The 15143-nt window shown below is 65.6% G+C and carries 15 protein-coding genes and 2 pseudogenes; 15 read left to right on the forward strand and 2 right to left on the reverse strand.

The window, feature by feature from the left end; translation table 11 throughout:
• From D2K64_RS21540 to D2K64_RS21565, 7 genes are all read left to right on the forward strand, one after another.
• Window positions 1-996: methyl-accepting chemotaxis protein (locus D2K64_RS21540; protein WP_238384359.1), on the forward strand; the 996-nt coding region annotated here is incomplete at its 5' end.
• Window positions 997-1225: 229 nt separating this feature from the next.
• On the forward strand, window positions 1226-1450 hold the full coding sequence (locus D2K64_RS21545) for a hypothetical protein (protein ID WP_157986013.1): 225 nt from the start codon (window positions 1226-1228) through the stop codon (window positions 1448-1450).
• Window positions 1451-1487: 37 nt separating this feature from the next.
• Window positions 1488-1637: a hypothetical protein gene (locus tag D2K64_RS24695; RefSeq protein ID WP_157986014.1), complete on the forward strand. Its 150-nt coding sequence runs from the start codon at window positions 1488-1490 to the stop codon at window positions 1635-1637.
• Window positions 1638-1891: 254 nt separating this feature from the next.
• A complete protein-coding gene (locus tag D2K64_RS21550; protein ID WP_238384360.1) occupies window positions 1892-4222 on the forward strand; it encodes an FdhF/YdeP family oxidoreductase in 2331 nt (776 codons plus the stop codon).
• A gap of 38 nt (window positions 4223-4260) precedes the next feature.
• Window positions 4261-5067: a formate/nitrite transporter family protein gene (locus D2K64_RS21555; protein ID WP_120010432.1), complete on the forward strand. Its 807-nt coding sequence runs from the start codon at window positions 4261-4263 to the stop codon at window positions 5065-5067.
• Window positions 5068-5126: 59 nt separating this feature from the next.
• A complete protein-coding gene (locus D2K64_RS21560; RefSeq protein WP_120010433.1) occupies window positions 5127-5822 on the forward strand; it encodes a cytochrome c oxidase assembly protein in 696 nt (231 codons plus the stop codon).
• A complete protein-coding gene (locus D2K64_RS21565) occupies window positions 5819-6310 on the forward strand; it encodes a CopD family protein (protein ID WP_120010434.1) in 492 nt (163 codons plus the stop codon). Before D2K64_RS21560 ends, D2K64_RS21565 begins: the two co-directional genes overlap by 4 nt.
• On the opposite strand, the gene D2K64_RS21570 is transcribed toward D2K64_RS21565, so the two are convergent.
• A complete protein-coding gene (locus D2K64_RS21570) occupies window positions 6277-6810 on the reverse strand; it encodes a DUF2231 domain-containing protein (protein ID WP_120010435.1) in 534 nt (177 codons plus the stop codon). The two genes, D2K64_RS21565 and D2K64_RS21570, sit on opposite strands and share 34 nt — an antisense overlap.
• A gap of 6 nt (window positions 6811-6816) precedes the next feature.
• Between D2K64_RS21570 and D2K64_RS21575 the strand changes: the two genes are divergently transcribed.
• From D2K64_RS21575 to D2K64_RS21585, 3 genes are read left to right on the forward strand one after another with little or no spacing between them, the layout of a single operon-like run.
• A complete protein-coding gene (locus D2K64_RS21575) occupies window positions 6817-7491 on the forward strand; it encodes a cytochrome c oxidase subunit II (RefSeq protein ID WP_120010436.1) in 675 nt (224 codons plus the stop codon).
• On the forward strand, window positions 7488-9980 hold the full coding sequence (gene ctaD, locus D2K64_RS21580; RefSeq protein WP_120010437.1) for a cytochrome c oxidase subunit I: 2493 nt from the start codon (window positions 7488-7490) through the stop codon (window positions 9978-9980). The genes D2K64_RS21575 and ctaD overlap by 4 nt, the downstream gene beginning before the upstream one ends.
• 26 nt (window positions 9981-10006) lie before the next feature.
• A complete protein-coding gene (locus D2K64_RS21585; RefSeq protein WP_157986015.1) occupies window positions 10007-10288 on the forward strand; it encodes a hypothetical protein in 282 nt (93 codons plus the stop codon).
• Window positions 10289-10349: 61 nt separating this feature from the next.
• Here D2K64_RS21585 and D2K64_RS21590 read toward each other — a convergent pair.
• Window positions 10350-10828 (reverse strand): annotated as a pseudogene (locus tag D2K64_RS21590) (transposase); the annotation flags it as partial.
• Window positions 10829-11682: 854 nt separating this feature from the next.
• On the opposite strand from D2K64_RS21590, the gene D2K64_RS21595 reads away from it, so the two are divergent.
• The 5 genes and pseudogenes from D2K64_RS21595 to D2K64_RS21610 all read left to right on the forward strand — a co-directional run bounded on the left by D2K64_RS21595 (window position 11683) and on the right by D2K64_RS21610 (window position 15112).
• Window positions 11683-12105, forward strand: coding sequence for a hypothetical protein (locus D2K64_RS21595; RefSeq protein ID WP_120010440.1), 423 nt, complete (start codon window positions 11683-11685; stop codon window positions 12103-12105).
• Window positions 12105-12542: a trehalase-like domain-containing protein gene (locus tag D2K64_RS21600; protein WP_120010441.1), complete on the forward strand. Its 438-nt coding sequence runs from the start codon at window positions 12105-12107 to the stop codon at window positions 12540-12542. Before D2K64_RS21595 ends, D2K64_RS21600 begins: the two co-directional genes overlap by 1 nt.
• Entirely contained in the window at window positions 12539-13483 is a 945-nt protein-coding gene (locus D2K64_RS21605; RefSeq protein WP_120010442.1) for a glycoside hydrolase family 15 protein, read from the forward strand. The genes D2K64_RS21600 and D2K64_RS21605 overlap by 4 nt, the downstream gene beginning before the upstream one ends.
• Window positions 13484-13538: 55 nt before the next feature.
• Complete coding sequence (locus D2K64_RS24700; protein ID WP_157986017.1) at window positions 13539-13682, forward strand: hypothetical protein; 144 nt, start codon at window positions 13539-13541, stop codon at window positions 13680-13682.
• 392 nt (window positions 13683-14074) lie between these two features.
• A pseudogene (locus D2K64_RS21610) lies at window positions 14075-15112 on the forward strand (IS110 family RNA-guided transposase).
• Window positions 15113-15143: the final 31 nt, after the last annotated feature.

Raw genomic sequence — 15143 nt, forward strand, 5'->3', positions numbered from 1 at the left:
CGGGACATGGCGGTGCTGATCCCGGGCGCCGGTCGCGGTGACGAGGTGGGCGGCATGGCGGCCGCCGTGCAGGTGTTCAAAGACAACATGATCACGGCTGACCGTCTGGCCGCCGAGCAGGCGGAGGCGCGTGCGGGGCGTGAGAAGCGTGCGGCGCAGGTGGACACGCTGGTGCGGGGCTTTGAGGAGCGGGTCGGCCACATGGTGGGCATCCTGTCCTCCGCCTCGACCGAGCTGGAAGCCACCGCGCGCAGCATGAGCAGCACGGCGCAGAAGACCAACAGCCAGGCCGGTGAGGTCAACACCGCGGCGTCTCTGGCAGGGGGTGGGGTGCAGACGGTGGCCGCGGCCGCCGAGGAGCTGTCCGCCTCGATCAGTGAGATCAACCGCCAGGTGACGCAGGCGTCCGGCGTGGCCAGCACCGCCGTGGAGCGGGCGCGGCAGACGGACACGACGGTGCGTGCGCTGGCCGAAGGGGCCGCCAAGATCGGCGATGTGGTGGGGCTGATCACCTCCATCGCCGGCCAGACCAACCTCCTCGCGCTGAACGCCACCATCGAGGCGGCGCGGGCGGGCGACGCGGGCAAGGGCTTCGCCGTGGTCGCGTCGGAGGTGAAGAACCTGGCGCAGCAGACCAGCAAGGCGACGGAGGAGATCGGCGCGCAGATCGGTCAGATCCAGGCGGCGACGCAGCAGGCTGTGGCGGCGATCCAGGGCATCGCCAGCGCGATCGACGACATGAGCGCCATCACCACCACCATCGCCGCGGCGGTGGAGGAGCAGAGTGCCGCCACGGGGGAGATTGCCCGCACGGTTCAGCGGACAGCCGAAGCCACGGATGCGGTGTCGCGCAACATCGCGGGCGTCAGCCAGAATGCCAATGACACCGGTGCCGCGGCCTCGCAGGTGCTGGCCGCAGCCGGCGAATTGTCGCGCCAATCCGAACAACTCACCGGCGAGGTGAAGAGCTTCGTCAGCCAGGTTAAGGCCGCCTGAAACGAAGGTGACACGGGGTTGCCAGTCTCATAGGCAGCCCCGTGTCAGCTTGACCGTCCCGCTTTTTCAGCCGGCTCAACCGTGGCTCACATTAGCCTCCCGCGTTGATCATACGCAGGCAGGAGGCCATCGAATCTGATGTCCTCCAGTAACCGGTCGTATAAGCAGTTTAGTTCTCTATTTGTTCTACTATAACGTAGGAGGCAGTTGGAGTCGGAAGGAGAGGATCATGAGCGCTGCCCCTATGTTGCCCGGTGAGATCCGGGCCTGCCTTGCGGCAATGCGCTGGAGCCAGAGCGAATTTGCCCGTGCGCTCGACATCCCCGAAGCCAAAGCCCGGCGGATCGTGCGCGGCGAGGCAACGATGCAAGATCGGGCCGCCGTGTGGCTGCGCAACGTGAGCCGCGAGGTCGCCGCAGTCTATGAGAGGAACCCGCCTCCTCGCGTCGGCTGACGCTGAGGCAGCGGCCCACTCTAGCAGGGCAAAGCCAGTGGATCCCCTGTGGTACCGCTTCGGATGGCAGCTCGAGATCCGCTGTGCGGCCTCGCAGGTGCTGGCCGCGGCCGGCGAATTGTCACGCCAATCCGAACAGCTCACCGGCGAGGTGAAGAGCTTCGTCAGCCAGGTCAAGGCCGCCTGAAACGAAGGTGACACGGGGTTGCCAGTCTCGTAGGCAGCCCCTGATGAGTTCGCTTGACCGCCCCGCTTTTCCAGCCGGCTCAACCGTGGCTCATATTAATCCCCTATGTTGATTCCATGGAGGCAAGGGGCAGGCTGTCGGGCAACAGAAGTGAACAAGTCATGCCGTGATCATAATGATGATCGCGTTTGAGGGCGGGCTGGAGAAGCCCAGTATGTTACCCAAAGAAACAAATCCCCAGAAATGGTTAACTTTTGGCAACCCTGAAACTGGTTGGCTCTTATCGCCAAGGGCAATCAGCGAGGGAGCATGCAATGCCAGTGCAGTCTGACACCGTTGACTATGACGGCGCTTCCGGCGGCTGGGGCTCCCTGCGCGGGATTGTCGAGACCACAGCCCGGGAAATGGCGTCGCCCGGCGCCTTGGACACGCTGCGCAGGCAGAACAAGGCAGGCGGCTTCATGTGCGTCAGCTGTGCCTGGGGCAAGCCGAAGCATCCTCATGCCTTCGAATTCTGTGAGAACGGCGCCAAGGCCACCTTGTGGGAGCTGACCAGCGGGCGTTGCACACCGGAGTTCTTTGCCAAGCACAGCGTCACGGAGTTGCGCGGCTGGAGCGACCATGACCTGGAGCAGCAGGGCCGCCTGACCCATCCGCTGCGCTACGACGCGGCCAGCGACCGCTACGTTCCCTGCGACTGGCAGGAGGCGTTCTCGGCAATTGGCGCCGAACTGAAGGCGATCGAACCTACATCGGCGGTGTTTTATGCCTCGGGCCGGGCCAGCCTGGAGACGTCCTATCTCTACGCGCTCTTCGCCCGGCTGTATGGCCACAACAATCTCCCCGACAGTTCGAACATGTGCCACGAGACGACGTCGATAGCCCTCAAGGAGCTGATCGGCTCGCCCGTCGGCACCTGCGTGCTGGAGGACTTCGAGCAATGCGACGCGATCTTCTTTTTCGGGCAGAACACCGGAACAAACAGCCCACGCTTTCTTCATCCTCTTCAGAAGGCGGCCGAGCGAGGCTGCAAGATCGTGACTTTCAATCCAATCCAGGAGAAGGGCCTGACCAGCTTCATCAATCCGCAACGGCCGGTGCAGATGCTGACCGGCAGGGAAACATCGATCAGCTCCCAGTATCTCCAGCTGCGGCCTGGCGGCGACATCGCGGCAATCATGGGACTGTGCAAGACGATCCTGGCCGAGGATGAGCGCAGCGGCGGAGCAGTGATCGACCGCACCTTCATCAACGAGCATTGCACTGGCTTCGAGACCTTCCGCGCCAAGGTCGAGGCGACCTCCTGGAACAGCATCGAGTTAGATTCCGGCCTGGGCCGGGCTGACATAGAGGCGGCGGCCCAGGTCTATTTGCAGGCCGAGCGTGTCATCGGGGTGTATGGCATGGGCCTGACGCAGCATGTCCATGGCTTCGAGAACATCGCCATGCTGGTCAACCTGCTGCTGATGCGCGGCCACATCGGCCGGCCGGGTGCCGGCATCTGTCCCGTTCGCGGCCATTCCAACGTGCAGGGTCAGCGCACCGTCGGTATCGCCGAGAAGCCGGAGCTGGTGCCGCTCGACAGGCTCGCAGAGCAGTTCGGTTTTCAGCCACCGCGCGACCAAGGGATGAACACCGTCGAGATGTGCGAGGGCTTGCTGGACGGCAAGGTGCAGGCCTTCATCGGGCTTGGCGGCAATTTCCTGCGCGCCATTCCGGACCAGCCGCGGATCGAGCCTGCCTGGCAGGGCATGCGCCTGACGGTTCAGATCGCCACCAAGCTGAACCGGAGCCATCTCTTCAATGGCCGGATCGCCTATCTGCTCCCTTGCCTGGGTCGTAGCGAGGAGGACCTGCAATCCGGTGGCCTGCAGACGGTGACCATCGAGGACAGCTTCAGCCACATTCATGGCTCCCTCGGCCACCGCAAGCCCGCCAGCGAGCATCTGAAATCGGAGACGGCCATTGTCGCCGGCATGGCGAAGGAAACGCTGCCGCCGAATCCTAAAGTGCGATGGGATGACTGGACTGGAGATTACGGTCTGGTCCGCGACCTGATCGCCGAAACCTATCCGGAGGAATTCTACCGGATGAACGAGCGGATGTTCCAGCCCGGTGGCTTCTATCGGGGCAACAAGGCCCGCGAGCGGGTATGGAAGACGGAAACCGGCAAGGCGCAGTTCACGGCACCCGACATGCTGGCCGCGACCGATGTGCCGGACGCCGACGGCCGTTACCGCCTGATCACCCTACGCTCCAACGACCAGTTCAACACCACCGTCTATGGCTACAGCGACCGCCTGCGGGGCATCGAAGGCAAGCGCGATGTTGTGCTGATCAATCCGGAGGAGATGCGCCGAGCCGGGTTCGTGGCCGGGCAGCGCGTATCGCTCGTCGGTGACGCACAGGATGGACGGGCGAGGCGGATCGACGGGCTGGAGGTGGTGCCCTTCGACCTGCCGGATGGCAGCATCGCCGGCTATTACCCGGAATTGAATCCGCTGATCCCGCTACAGCATCACGACCGCAAGTCGAAGACCCCGGCCTGCAAGGCCGTGCCGGTGCGGATCGAAGCGGCCGCCTGAGCGGCGGCGACGGCCAGAGAGCGCGACATGGAGCATTGATGAGCGACACCCGCAAGGATCCCGTAGGGAGCACGATCGCGCAGAGGGCGCCGGAGGCGCTGGCCGCCAAGGCGCAGCAGCCTTGGATGCGGATGATGGTGCTGGCCTGCTTTGCGGGGGCCTTCATCGCCTTCGGGTCGGTGATTTCCATGGTGGTTCAGTCAGGACTTGCTCGGTCGAACCTCGGGGGCGGCGATGCGGTGGGAGCGGTGCAACTCCTGTCCGGCCTCGCGTTCTCCGTCGGGCTGATCTTGGTCATGATCGTGGGTGCGGAGCTTTTCACCGGCAACACGATGATGGTGCTGCCGGCGGCCACGGGAGCTTTGCCGGTGGACCGGATGATCCGCGCCTGGATCGTCGTTTGGACTGGCAATCTTATCGGCAGCATCGTGATTGCCTTGTTCTTCGTGGCCGGCGGCGGGCTGCAGGATGGCGTGGGGGAGGCAGCGGCGAGCATGGTCGAAAGCAAACTGGCCAAATCGCCGCTGGCCGTGTTCTGTTCCGCCATCCTGGCCAACATGCTGGTGTGCCTGGGGGTTTGGATGTCGATGGGCGCGACAACGATTCCGGCCAAGATCCTTGCCATCACGGGTCCCATCATGGTCTTCGTCGCCGCGGGGCTGGAGCATTCTGTCGCGAACATGTCGATCCTGCCCCTGGGCTGGCTGGCCATGCCGCCCGAGAGCGCGGCCTGGTTCGCTGGCCTACAAAACCTCGTGCTGAGCAGCCTGGGCAATCTCGGGGGCGGGGCCTTCCTCGCGATCGGCCTCGCCTATGGCCACAATGCATTGCGGCAGGAAGCCTGACGATGCGCCTTGCGCCGACCCGCTGACACATTCGCCGGCCAATCCAAGGTATCACGCTCATGACCAGCTACTGCGGCGCACCATCAGACCCGTTCGACTGGATCCATCGCTGGAATTTGGACCCGGTGCTGCTGGTGACGCTGGGCGTCGCGGCCTTTATGGCACCGCGATCGCGATATCCATGCCTGGTCTGGGCGGCCGTGGGCGCGTTGGCGCTGGCTTTTGTGTCACCTCTCTGCGCCATGAGCGTTGCCCTGTTCTCGGCACGTGCCGTGCATCACCTGCTGATCGTCACGTTGGCGGCACCCCTGATCGCCCTGGCCTTTCCAGTCCGCCGCTCCAAGCATCTCGGCGCGGCCTTCGTGATGTCCACCATCACGCTGTGGGCGTGGCATCTCCCCTCCCTCTATGACTGGGCGCTGGCCGATACCGCGATGTACTGGCTGATGCAGATCAGCCTGCTGGGCACCGCAGCCTGGTTCTGGCGGGCCTTGTTCGCCGCGCCTCCCGTGACGGCGGCGCTCTGCGCCATCCTCGGCATGGCGCAGATGGGCATGCTGGGCGCGCTGCTGACCTTTGCGAAAGCTCCGCTCTATGCTGCCCATTTCGGCACCACACTGCCCTGGGGCCTGGAGCAGGTCGCTGACCAGCAGCTTGCCGGGCTGGTGATGTGGGTGCCCGGCACCATCCCCTATGCGATCGCCCTGGCAGCCATCACCCGGCGCGCCTGGGCCCGGATCTCCGTCGCGACATGATCGCAGCCTTTAAATTCCTCCACATCGCAGCGCTGTCGATCTGGTGCGCGGGGCTTGTCGGCCTGCCATTGCTGCTGGCGCGGCACAGTCCGGACGGCGATCAGATCGATTTCACGAGGCTGAGGGTCCTGACGCACCAATCCTATGTGCGGCTGGTCACGCCCGCTGCCGTCATCGCGATCGTGATAGGCACAGCGTTGATCTTCATGCGAAGCGTGTTTGTCCCATGGATGTTCATGAAACTGGTGATGGTGGGCGTGCTGGTGATCGTCCACGCCTGGATCGGCCATATCACCCTGCAGATGGGCGAGCAGCAGGGCGACTACACTCCGCCCGCCGCGGTTCCACTGGTTGCGGCATCCCTGGTGGCGATGCTGGCCATTCTGATCCTGGTTCTCGGCAAGCCCTTTATCGAGGCGTGGCCGGGCCCCGCTTGGCTGCTCGCGCCGCAGGGTCAGTCCCTGCCGGTCGACGAGGTGCCGATGTGATAATCGAAGACCAGCTTTCCACCATGCCAGCCGGTCAGGCCAGTAAACCCTGCCGCGAACAGGGACAGCATAAGGCCCCAGGGCAGCACCGCCTGCTCGTATCCCGTCAGGCGATAGCCCCAGTTCGCGCCCAGGATGGAGAGCAGCATCACGGCCAGCACGAAATGGGTCCAACTCGCGGCGCGGATGCGGATGCCCCGTACCATCAGCAATTCGATCGTGCCGGACACGCCGGCCGCCACGCCCAGCAGAAATGCCATGCCGCTCGCCCAGAGCGCGGCCCGTGCCCAGAAGACGTCGCCCGTCCACCAGTAGAAGCCGTCGGCGCCAAGGGTACACATGGCGAGCGCGATCGGAAAGGCCACCAGCATGGCATGGATCGGATGACCCGCGACAGCGATCTGCGATTCGGTCCGGTTGAAGGCCGGGTGCGCCGAGATGGGATCGACCAGCGTGTCGTCCTTCGTGGAACCTTTGGATTTTTCGTAAATTGAGGCCATCGCCCTATGCTATACCGGCTGCGCGTCACGATAACAGCGCTGGCTGTTGGCGGTTGCTCTGGCCCTCTGTCGACCCTCGACACGGCCGGCCCGGCCGCCGCTTCCATCGCGACCCTCTGGTGGGCGATGCTGGCCGGTGCCGCCGTGCTGACATTCCTGGTGATGACGCTGTTGGCCCTGGCCTTTGTTCGTCGGCCCTGGCGCCGGGCTGGCGGAACGTCGCTGTGGATTGGCTGGCTGGGCGTCGCCATGCCGACCACCATCCTGATCGCCCTGCTGGGCTTCGCGCTGACGTTGGGTGAGCGGATCATCGCGCGTCCGGTGCCGGGCGTGGTCACGGTCGAGGCCACCGGACACCAGTGGTACTGGGATTTCCGCCAACCTGGGGCAAATGGTGCCATCGAGACACGGGACGTTCTGCACATTCCCGCCGGCCGGCCGGTCGATGTGCGGATTTTCTCCGCTGATGTGATCCACAGCTTCTGGGTGCCCAGGCTGGCGGGCAAGATGGATGCCATTCCCGGGCATCTGAACGTGCTGCGGATCGAGGCCGACTGGCCCGGCGAGTTTGAAGGCCGCAGCGCCGAGTTCAGCGGGGCGGGATATGCCGGTCACCGCTTCCGCGTGATCGCGCATGACGAGGCTGATTGGGCCGCGTTTCAGCTCGGAGGAAGGCCATGAACGCGCTCAATCGCCATCGCGCCCTGACCACGATCTGGGGATCGCCGCAGGGCTGGCGCGGCACGGCCACATCGGTCAACCATTCCGATATTGGCCGCAGGTTCATTGTCGCCGCCTTCGCCTTCTTCGCCATTGGCGGAGTTCTGGCGATGCTGATGCGTGCGCAGCTCGCGACCCCGGGCAGTGCTTTCGTGGGGCCGGAAATCTACAACCAGCTCTTCACGATGCATGGCAGCATCATGATGTTCCTCTTCGCCATCCCGATGTTCGAGGGGCTGGCCCTTTATCTGCTGCCGAAGATGCTGGGCAGCCGCGACATGGCCTTTCCCCGTCTCTCGGCCTATGGCTGGTGGTGCTACTTGTTCGGCGGCACGATCCTGATCGTGTCGCTGGCGCTGGGTGTCGCGCCTGACAGCGGCTGGTTCATGTACACGCCGCTATCCTCCAAGGCCTACACACCCGGCATCAATGCCGATGTCTGGCTACTTGGCATCACCTTCGTGGAGATCTCGGCGGTTGCCGCGGCCATCGAAATCACGGTGTCCATCCTGAAGGTACGGGCGCCCGGCATGCGGCTGGACCGGATGCCGCTCCTCGCCTGGTATCTGCTGGTCACCGCGTTGATGATGATCGCGGCCTTTCCGCCGCTGATCCTGGCGTCGATGCTGCTGGAGGTGGAGCGGGCCTTCGGCTGGCCGTTCTTCGATCCGGATCGCGGCGGAAGTCCCCTGCTGTGGCAGCACCTGTTCTGGCTGTTCGGCCATCCGGAGGTCTACATCATCTTCCTGCCCGCCGCTGGCGTGGTCTCCACCGTGCTGCCCGTGATGGCCCGCACGCGCATCCTCGGCTACGGGTGGATCGTGGCGGCGTTGCTGGCGCTGGCCTTCCTGAGCTTCGGGCTGTGGGTGCACCACATGTTCACCACCGGCATCCCGCACATGGCGCTGGGCTTCTTCTCCGCCGCCTCGGCGCTGGTAGCGGTGCCGACGGCGCTGCAGATCTTCGCTTGGCTCGGCACGCTGTGGAATGGCAGGCCAGAGCTGAAGCTGCCCATGCTTTACCTGCTGGGGTTCTTCCTGATCTTCGTGCTCGGCGGGCTGACCGGCGTGATGCTGGCGATGGTACCCTTCGACTGGCAGGCGCATGATACCTACTTCGTCGTCGCGCATCTGCACTACGTGCTGATCGGCGGCTTCGTCTTCCCGATGCTGGCGGGGGCGTATTACTGGCTGCCGCACTTCACCGGCCGCGCCCGCGTGCCGAAGCTGGGCGAGGCGGCGTTCTGGCTGATCTTCGTCGGCTTTAACGTCACCTTCTTCCTGATGCACCTGACAGGGCTGCTAGGAATGCCGCGCCGGATCTACACCTACCCTGAGGAAATGGGCTGGACTTGGCTGAACCTGTTGTCCTCGGTAGGAAGCTTCGCCATGGCCTTCGGCTTCGCCTTGTTCGCCATTGACGTCGCGCTGCAGATCTTCATGTCGCGCCGCAGCCGCCGCAATCCCTGGGGCGGCAGCACGCTGGAATGGGCGATGCCGATCCCGGCCTCGGCCTACAATTTCGCCAGTCAGCCGCATATCGAGGACCGCGATCCGCTGGCGACCGATCCCGAGCTCGGACTGCGGCTCGCGCGTGGCGAGGGCTATCTGGCGGAGGCGCGGCATGGGCGGCGCGAAACGATGGCCGTCGACATCACCACGGGCGCGGTGGACCATGTTGTTGTGCTGCCGGGCAATACACGCCTGCCGATCATCACCGCCGCGGTGACGGGAAGCTTCTTTCTGTGTCTGCTGTTCGGCTTCTACTGGCTGGCGCTGGTTCCCGTTGCCGGCGTCATCGCGCTGGGCTGGCGCTGGGCCTGGACCCTGGGCTGGCAGGAGGATCTTGGCCGGGTATCGATCCGCCCCGGTGAGACGGCACTGACTCATCGCGAGACGGCTGGCGCACCGGGATGGTGGGGCAGCGTGTTCCTGCTGGTGTCGGATGCGACGCTGCTGGGTTCGCTGCTGTTCGGTTACGCCTTTCTCTGGGTAGTGGCGTCCAACTGGCCACCGCCCGAGCTGATCGGAGGCGGTATCTTTATTGGGCTGGTGGCGGCGCTCTCGGCGCTGGCCGGCACCGCCCTGACACGTCGTGCCACATCGGCTAGCAAGGCGGGGTCGACCGCCTCCGCGTCGCGCGCGGCGAGCGCCGCCATGGGTGCGCAGGCGGTGGTGATCGCCGCGCTGATGTCCGTAGGCATCACCGAGCTTCCTGTGCCGGGCAGTCATGCCTATGCCGCTATCTGCTGGACACTTCTCCTCTATGCGGCGGTTCACGCCCTCATCGCGCTGTTGTGCGCCGCCTTTATCCGAGCTCGCGTCGTTTCTGGCCATGTCTCGGGCACCCGCACGTTGGAGGCTTCAGTGGCACAGCTCTTCGGCGACTATGCGGGCGCCGCCACGCTGATTGTGCTGTTGTGCGTGCTGGCACCAGCGGTGCTGTCATGATGTTCCTGGCACGGATCAGCGCCGGATTGCTGCTGTGGGCCTTCGGCTTCTCGCTGCTCTATGCGCTGCACGGATTTGGCTGCGAAGGCGGATGGCATGAGATACGGATCGCCGGAGGCATGCTGTTCCGCTGGGTGATGGTGTCGGTCTGGGTGCTGCTATGCATCGCCGGCCTCGCCGTCATCTGGTGGATCAGATCTGTGCCCGCCGGTTTCGAAAGACGGCTGGGCTTCGCTTCTGCCCTCGTCGGTTGCGCCGCAACAGTGGTTACCGGGGCGCCGGTGACCATCACCTCCGCCTGCGTGTGAGGTCCGGCCTGGGGCCCTGTCATCTGGTTCGAGCTGCACGTGCCTTTGAACCGCGCGTTCACAATCCTTTGGCTCCTGAGCGGAATTCATCAGCTTTGAGCTCCGTCAATTCCAAATACGCCCAGTCGTGCAGGCGCTCGCCCTCCGTGCCCAGACCAGCGGGCAGGCGCCGCCAGGCAGCAGGATCGAGATCTTTGCCGATCTCCTCGGCAGTTCCCGCAACAGCGGGCTTGCCATGCCAGGAGCCGAAACAATGGGTGGCATTCACGCCGGGCACGCAGCCCCTGCCTGCGCGGCGCAGCGCCATTCCGACGTCGCCGACGTCATAGATTCTATCGGCTGCGACCCAGCCAAAGGCACGCCATGCGCCCATGGCCTGCTCGGTCATGCTGAGCGCCGTGGCGGGCTGGGTGGAGAAGGCGGTTCCTGCAGGGACGTGGGCCGCGGCCATGCGCGCCGGATCATCCGTCCAACGCTTGGGCAGGTAAAGGGCACAGTCGATGAGGGCGGGCCGTGATGTGAGACGCAGGTTACGAAGACTGGACCTGCCAGTCCTCCTTAACACCGACTCCTCGGTCCAGGGCACCGCAAACCTGGGCGCCCGCGTTGAGCAGATCGTCCGTGCGCGCTTGCGGCACCTGGCACCTCACCTCACCCGCGTGGAAGCCTATCTGGCAAACTCGAACCGGGGGGGAAGTGGCCAGTCAGACCTGCGGTGCGCCTTGGAGGCCCGGCCGAGCGACGCAAAGCCCGTGAGTGCTGACCACTCGGCTGCGACTGCCGAGGAAGCGGTGCGCGGCGCGGCCAGCAAACTCGCGCGGCTGCTCCGGACCCGGATTGGCCGCCGTCACGAAGTTAAGGGCGGAGAGACGATCAGGAGCATGGACTGAACAAGCTGCCCGACCGAAGCCGCCCGCCCTGCCTCTGGTAGGGCGTGGCCTTCCCGCTGGTGGCTAACAGCACGACCTTCGTCTCGCTGATTTTCGGTGCCCTGTTCCTCTGGTTAGTTGCACCCGGCTGGCTGTTGCCCATGGTGGTGGCCTTGCCAGTGCTGCCCACTACGGCACTGGCACTGCTCTGCAGCAACGCGGCTGCGTCGCGCTCTTCGCTGGGGTGCTTCGCGGATCGGCCTGCGCTGCTGCCCTGCTGCAGCCGAGTGTGGGGTTGGCCCAGCTGCTCGCCGCCGCATTGGCGATGTGGCTGGCATTGACCCAGGTTCCTAGGTGGGCCGGCCGCTTGGCGTTGCGCCACCGGCTACGTCTCCCCCGGCTCGGTGGATCTACGAACGGGCTCGCTATGGCATGATTGCACGGGCGTGACGACGCTGCTGGCACTGGGCTTCCTGCTGGTGCTGCCCGGCCTGGCACCGATGCGCGGGCTGTCCTGGCGGCGCCATGACCGCCCCGCACCCTCCCGGCGCATTGCTGCTGCTCTGCGCGGGGCTCTTTATCTGGAGCGCCGCCTTCATCTCGCTCTACGCCGCACTGTCGCCGAGTTGCGCCTTTGGGTGGGAAAACCTGCCCTTCAGTCCGCTCAGCCTGCGGCGCGAGGTGCTGGTGGGGCTCTGCCTTGCGCATCCCGCGGCGCTGTTGATGCTGCTGCTGTGGGTCCGCCGGCAGGTCCGGAAGGCGTCGGCAGGGAACCGGCCGAGCAGTTTCATGGCCCGTGCAGCCTTCCATGCCACCGCCGTGGCGCTGGCCATGATGGCCGTCCCTACGCGCCGGTTCTTACCCTCTCGGCCTGCCTGTGAACTGGCCGGTGACTGGGCCGGGGATATCCGTTCCTACTTTCCACAGACGTCGAAGGATACACCTTGATGACTGTTTCCGATCGTGGCTATCGGCCAATCGAGGACTACGCCCTACTCAGCAACTGCCATGGCTGCGCGCTGGTGGCGCGGGATGGCACGATCGACTGGGCCTGTCTGGAACGGTTCGATGCGCCGCCCGCCTTCTCCCGCCTGTTGGATGCGCGCAGGGGCGGGCATTTCAGCATCCGCCCGGCCAGCGACCACGAATCTAGCCGTCCCTACCTGCCGGGCACCGTGGTGCTAGAAACTACCTTCACCACACCTGGGGGCGTGCTGAGGCTGTCCGACTTCATGCTGGCGCCGGGAGACGGCAATCCGTCGCTGGTCCGCCTCGTGGCGGGGGTGTCCGGCGTGGTAGAGGTTGAGGTGACCTACCGCGCGCTGAACGGCTTCGCCGAGCGTTTCGGTGCTCTCGAAATCAGCGAGCGGCGGGCGACGGATTGACCTGCCTCTCCCCAGGCACCGCTTTCCTGGACCATGATGGCAGCGCCATTGCCCGCTTCACCCTGCGTCGGAATGAGGAGCGCGCCTTCCACTTGTTTTCTGGCGAGGCTGCCGGCCTTCCCGCGGCGCCGACGCGCGTACTGCTGGAGACTGCGCGCAGTCTGTGGGCCGAGTGGTCGAGCGAGGCGGCCCTTGGCGGTCCGTTGAGGGACGTGCTGATGCGCAGTGCGCTGACGCTGAAAGCCCTGACCTATGCGCCGACGGGTGCGATCATCGCTGCGGCCACCACTTCCCTGCCGGAGAATGTGGGCGGCGTCCGCAACTGGGATTACCGCTTCTGCTGGATACGCGATGCCTGCCAGTCCTTCTCTGCGCTGAAGAAATTCGGCATGGTCTCGCAAGCAGAGGCGTTCTTTCGCTTCATCTGCAGCTTGCCCGAACTGGAAGGCGGCGCCCTGCGGCCGCTCTATGCCGTGGCCGGCGAAGCCAACCTGACCGAGCACGAGATCGAGTACCTCATCAAGGACTGCCTATCGTTCATACGCTTCCTGGGCCTCGTGCTGGCCGACCCGGTGCCGGGCGCCAACACGATCCGGGCATTCCGCGAGGCGTTGAAGCGTACCGGTGCCGTCGAGCGGCTGTTCACGCAGTTCGACGCCACGCTGTGTGCTGCGGGCTACCTGGCGATGGGCGGGCAGATCATGGACGCGACGGCCGTCGCCGCGCCGAAGCAGCGCAGCACCGAAGGTGAGCGGGCAGCGATCAAGGCCGGGCAGGTTCCTGAAGGCTGGGCGGAGCTGCGCCAGACGGACCGCGGCGCCCGCTGGACAGTGAAGTTCTCCAAGGCCAAGCTGCGCGAGGGGAAGGCGCCGCAGGGCGATTTCGCCGTTCCGGCATTTGGATACAAGAACCATATCGTGATGGATCGCCGGACGGCCTGATTCGCGGCTGGACCGCCAGCCATGCCGCGGCCCATGACGCCGCGAGGCTGGCGGGATGGTCGATGGCGACAACACTGCCGCCGATGTCTGGGCCGACACCGCCTGTCGCTCGGCACAGAACGAGGCACGGCTGCCCAAGCGCGGCCTGGTCTTGCGCATCCACCGCAAGAAGGCGCGGGGCCGGCCGATGGCAGCGTGAACGCGGCAGGCCAATGTCCGTAAATCGGCCGTGCGCTTGGCAAACTGGCATGTCTGCGCGCGGCAGCGGGGGCCGCTGGCACCGGTCGTGCTTACCATCGGCCTCGCCAAAGCGCGGGTGAAGATCGGCCTCGCCACCCTGGCCTTTAACATGAAACGGCTCGTCTGGCTGAGCGAAGGCCGTGCCAATGTAGCGGCACGCAAGCAGGCCAGCCACCGCAGCCGCTGTAGCAGCCCCGTCCCTCCGGATGCGCACATGCAACCGCGTCTACTGCCGCCCCGGCAGCCTCGAAACGCCCTCTTCCGCCTAAGCCGCGGGTTTTTAGAGATGCGGTCATTGGGCGGTTTCCTGGGCCAAACTATCGGCTCCACCCGATCAAAGGAGATCGCACCATGAGGCTCTATGCTGCACTGGATGTGTCACTGAACAAGACCGCGGTTTGCGTGATGGACCATGAGGGCCATCTGCATCGCGAGGCGGAGGTAGCGACCTGCCCGGATGCTTTGGCGGAGTTCCTGCGCGGCTATGCGGATGGGCTGGAGCGGGTAGGACTGGAGGCAGGCCCGATGTCGGAATGGCTGGTTCGTGGCTCAGGCGGGCACGGCGTCGAGGCGGTGCTGATGGAGACCCGGCAAGCGCACAAGGCACTCTCGGCCATGACGGTGAAGACCGACCGCAACGATGCGCGCGGCCTGGCGCACCTGCTGCGGATGAGCTGGTTCCGCCCGGTGCATGTGAAGGCGGTGAGCGCGCGCGAGCAGCGGGCGCTGATCCGCGCCCGGGAAACCCTGATCCGCCAGCTGCGGGACCTGGAGAACAGTGTCAAAGGTTTGCTGCGGGGCTTTGGCCTGCGCCTGCCGCCCCTCCTGCGGGCCCGCTGGGCCAATGCGGTCAGGGCCCTGATCGAGGGGCATCCAAGCCTGCCCATGATCTTCGCGCCGCTGCTGCAGACGCGTGAGGCGTTGCGCGAGCAGCTGGCCGGCTTGGACCGGCAGGTCCGCAATGCCGCGCGGGAGGATCCGGTCTGCCGGCGGCTGATGACGGTGCCCGGGGTGGGCGCCATCGTGGCTCTGACCTATCGCAGCACCATCGACGATCCGGGGCGGTTCCGCTCCTCCCGCTCGGTGGGTGCCTTTCTCGGGCTGACGCCAAGGCGCTACCAGTCTGGCGAGACGGACCGGGTCGGCGACATCAGCAAGGCAGGCGACCCCGCGGCCAGGGTGGCACTGTTCGAGGCGGCGCATGTGCTGCTGACGAGGGTTGCCCGCTGGTCGACGCTGAAGGCCTAGGGCATGCGGCTGGCCCAACGTCGCGGCGCCAGGCGGGCCAAGGTGGCGCTAGTCCGCAAGCTGGCGGGCATCCTGCACCGGATGTGGGTCAGCGGGAGCGATTTCCGCTCCGGCGCCCCGGCTGCGGCCATGGAGGGCTGACCGAGCCAGGACCTCAGCTCACCAGAACGCA

Source organism: Teichococcus vastitatis (assembly GCF_003604215.1).
In the GTDB taxonomy this organism is placed as follows: domain Bacteria; phylum Pseudomonadota; class Alphaproteobacteria; order Acetobacterales; family Acetobacteraceae; genus Pseudoroseomonas; species Pseudoroseomonas vastitatis.

What these genes read in the sequence shown, in the direction of transcription:
- D2K64_RS21595 (WP_120010440.1), top strand. Translation starts at nt 11,683, where the DNA reads ATGACCGCCCCGCACCCTCCCGGCGCATTGCTGCTGCTCTGCGCGGGG.
- D2K64_RS21560 (WP_120010433.1), top strand. Translation starts at nt 5,127, where the DNA reads ATGACCAGCTACTGCGGCGCACCATCAGACCCGTTCGACTGGATCCAT.
- D2K64_RS21555 (WP_120010432.1), top strand. Translation starts at nt 4,261, where the DNA reads ATGAGCGACACCCGCAAGGATCCCGTAGGGAGCACGATCGCGCAGAGG.
- D2K64_RS24700 (WP_157986017.1), top strand. Translation starts at nt 13,539, where the DNA reads ATGGTCGATGGCGACAACACTGCCGCCGATGTCTGGGCCGACACCGCC.
- D2K64_RS21565 (WP_120010434.1), top strand. Translation starts at nt 5,819, where the DNA reads ATGATCGCAGCCTTTAAATTCCTCCACATCGCAGCGCTGTCGATCTGG.
- D2K64_RS21600 (WP_120010441.1), top strand. Translation starts at nt 12,105, where the DNA reads ATGACTGTTTCCGATCGTGGCTATCGGCCAATCGAGGACTACGCCCTA.
- D2K64_RS21575 (WP_120010436.1), top strand. Translation starts at nt 6,817, where the DNA reads ATGCTATACCGGCTGCGCGTCACGATAACAGCGCTGGCTGTTGGCGGT.
- D2K64_RS21570 (WP_120010435.1), bottom strand. Translation starts at nt 6,810, where the DNA reads ATGGCCTCAATTTACGAAAAATCCAAAGGTTCCACGAAGGACGACACG.
- ctaD (WP_120010437.1), top strand. Translation starts at nt 7,488, where the DNA reads ATGAACGCGCTCAATCGCCATCGCGCCCTGACCACGATCTGGGGATCG.
- D2K64_RS21545 (WP_157986013.1), top strand. Translation starts at nt 1,226, where the DNA reads ATGAGCGCTGCCCCTATGTTGCCCGGTGAGATCCGGGCCTGCCTTGCG.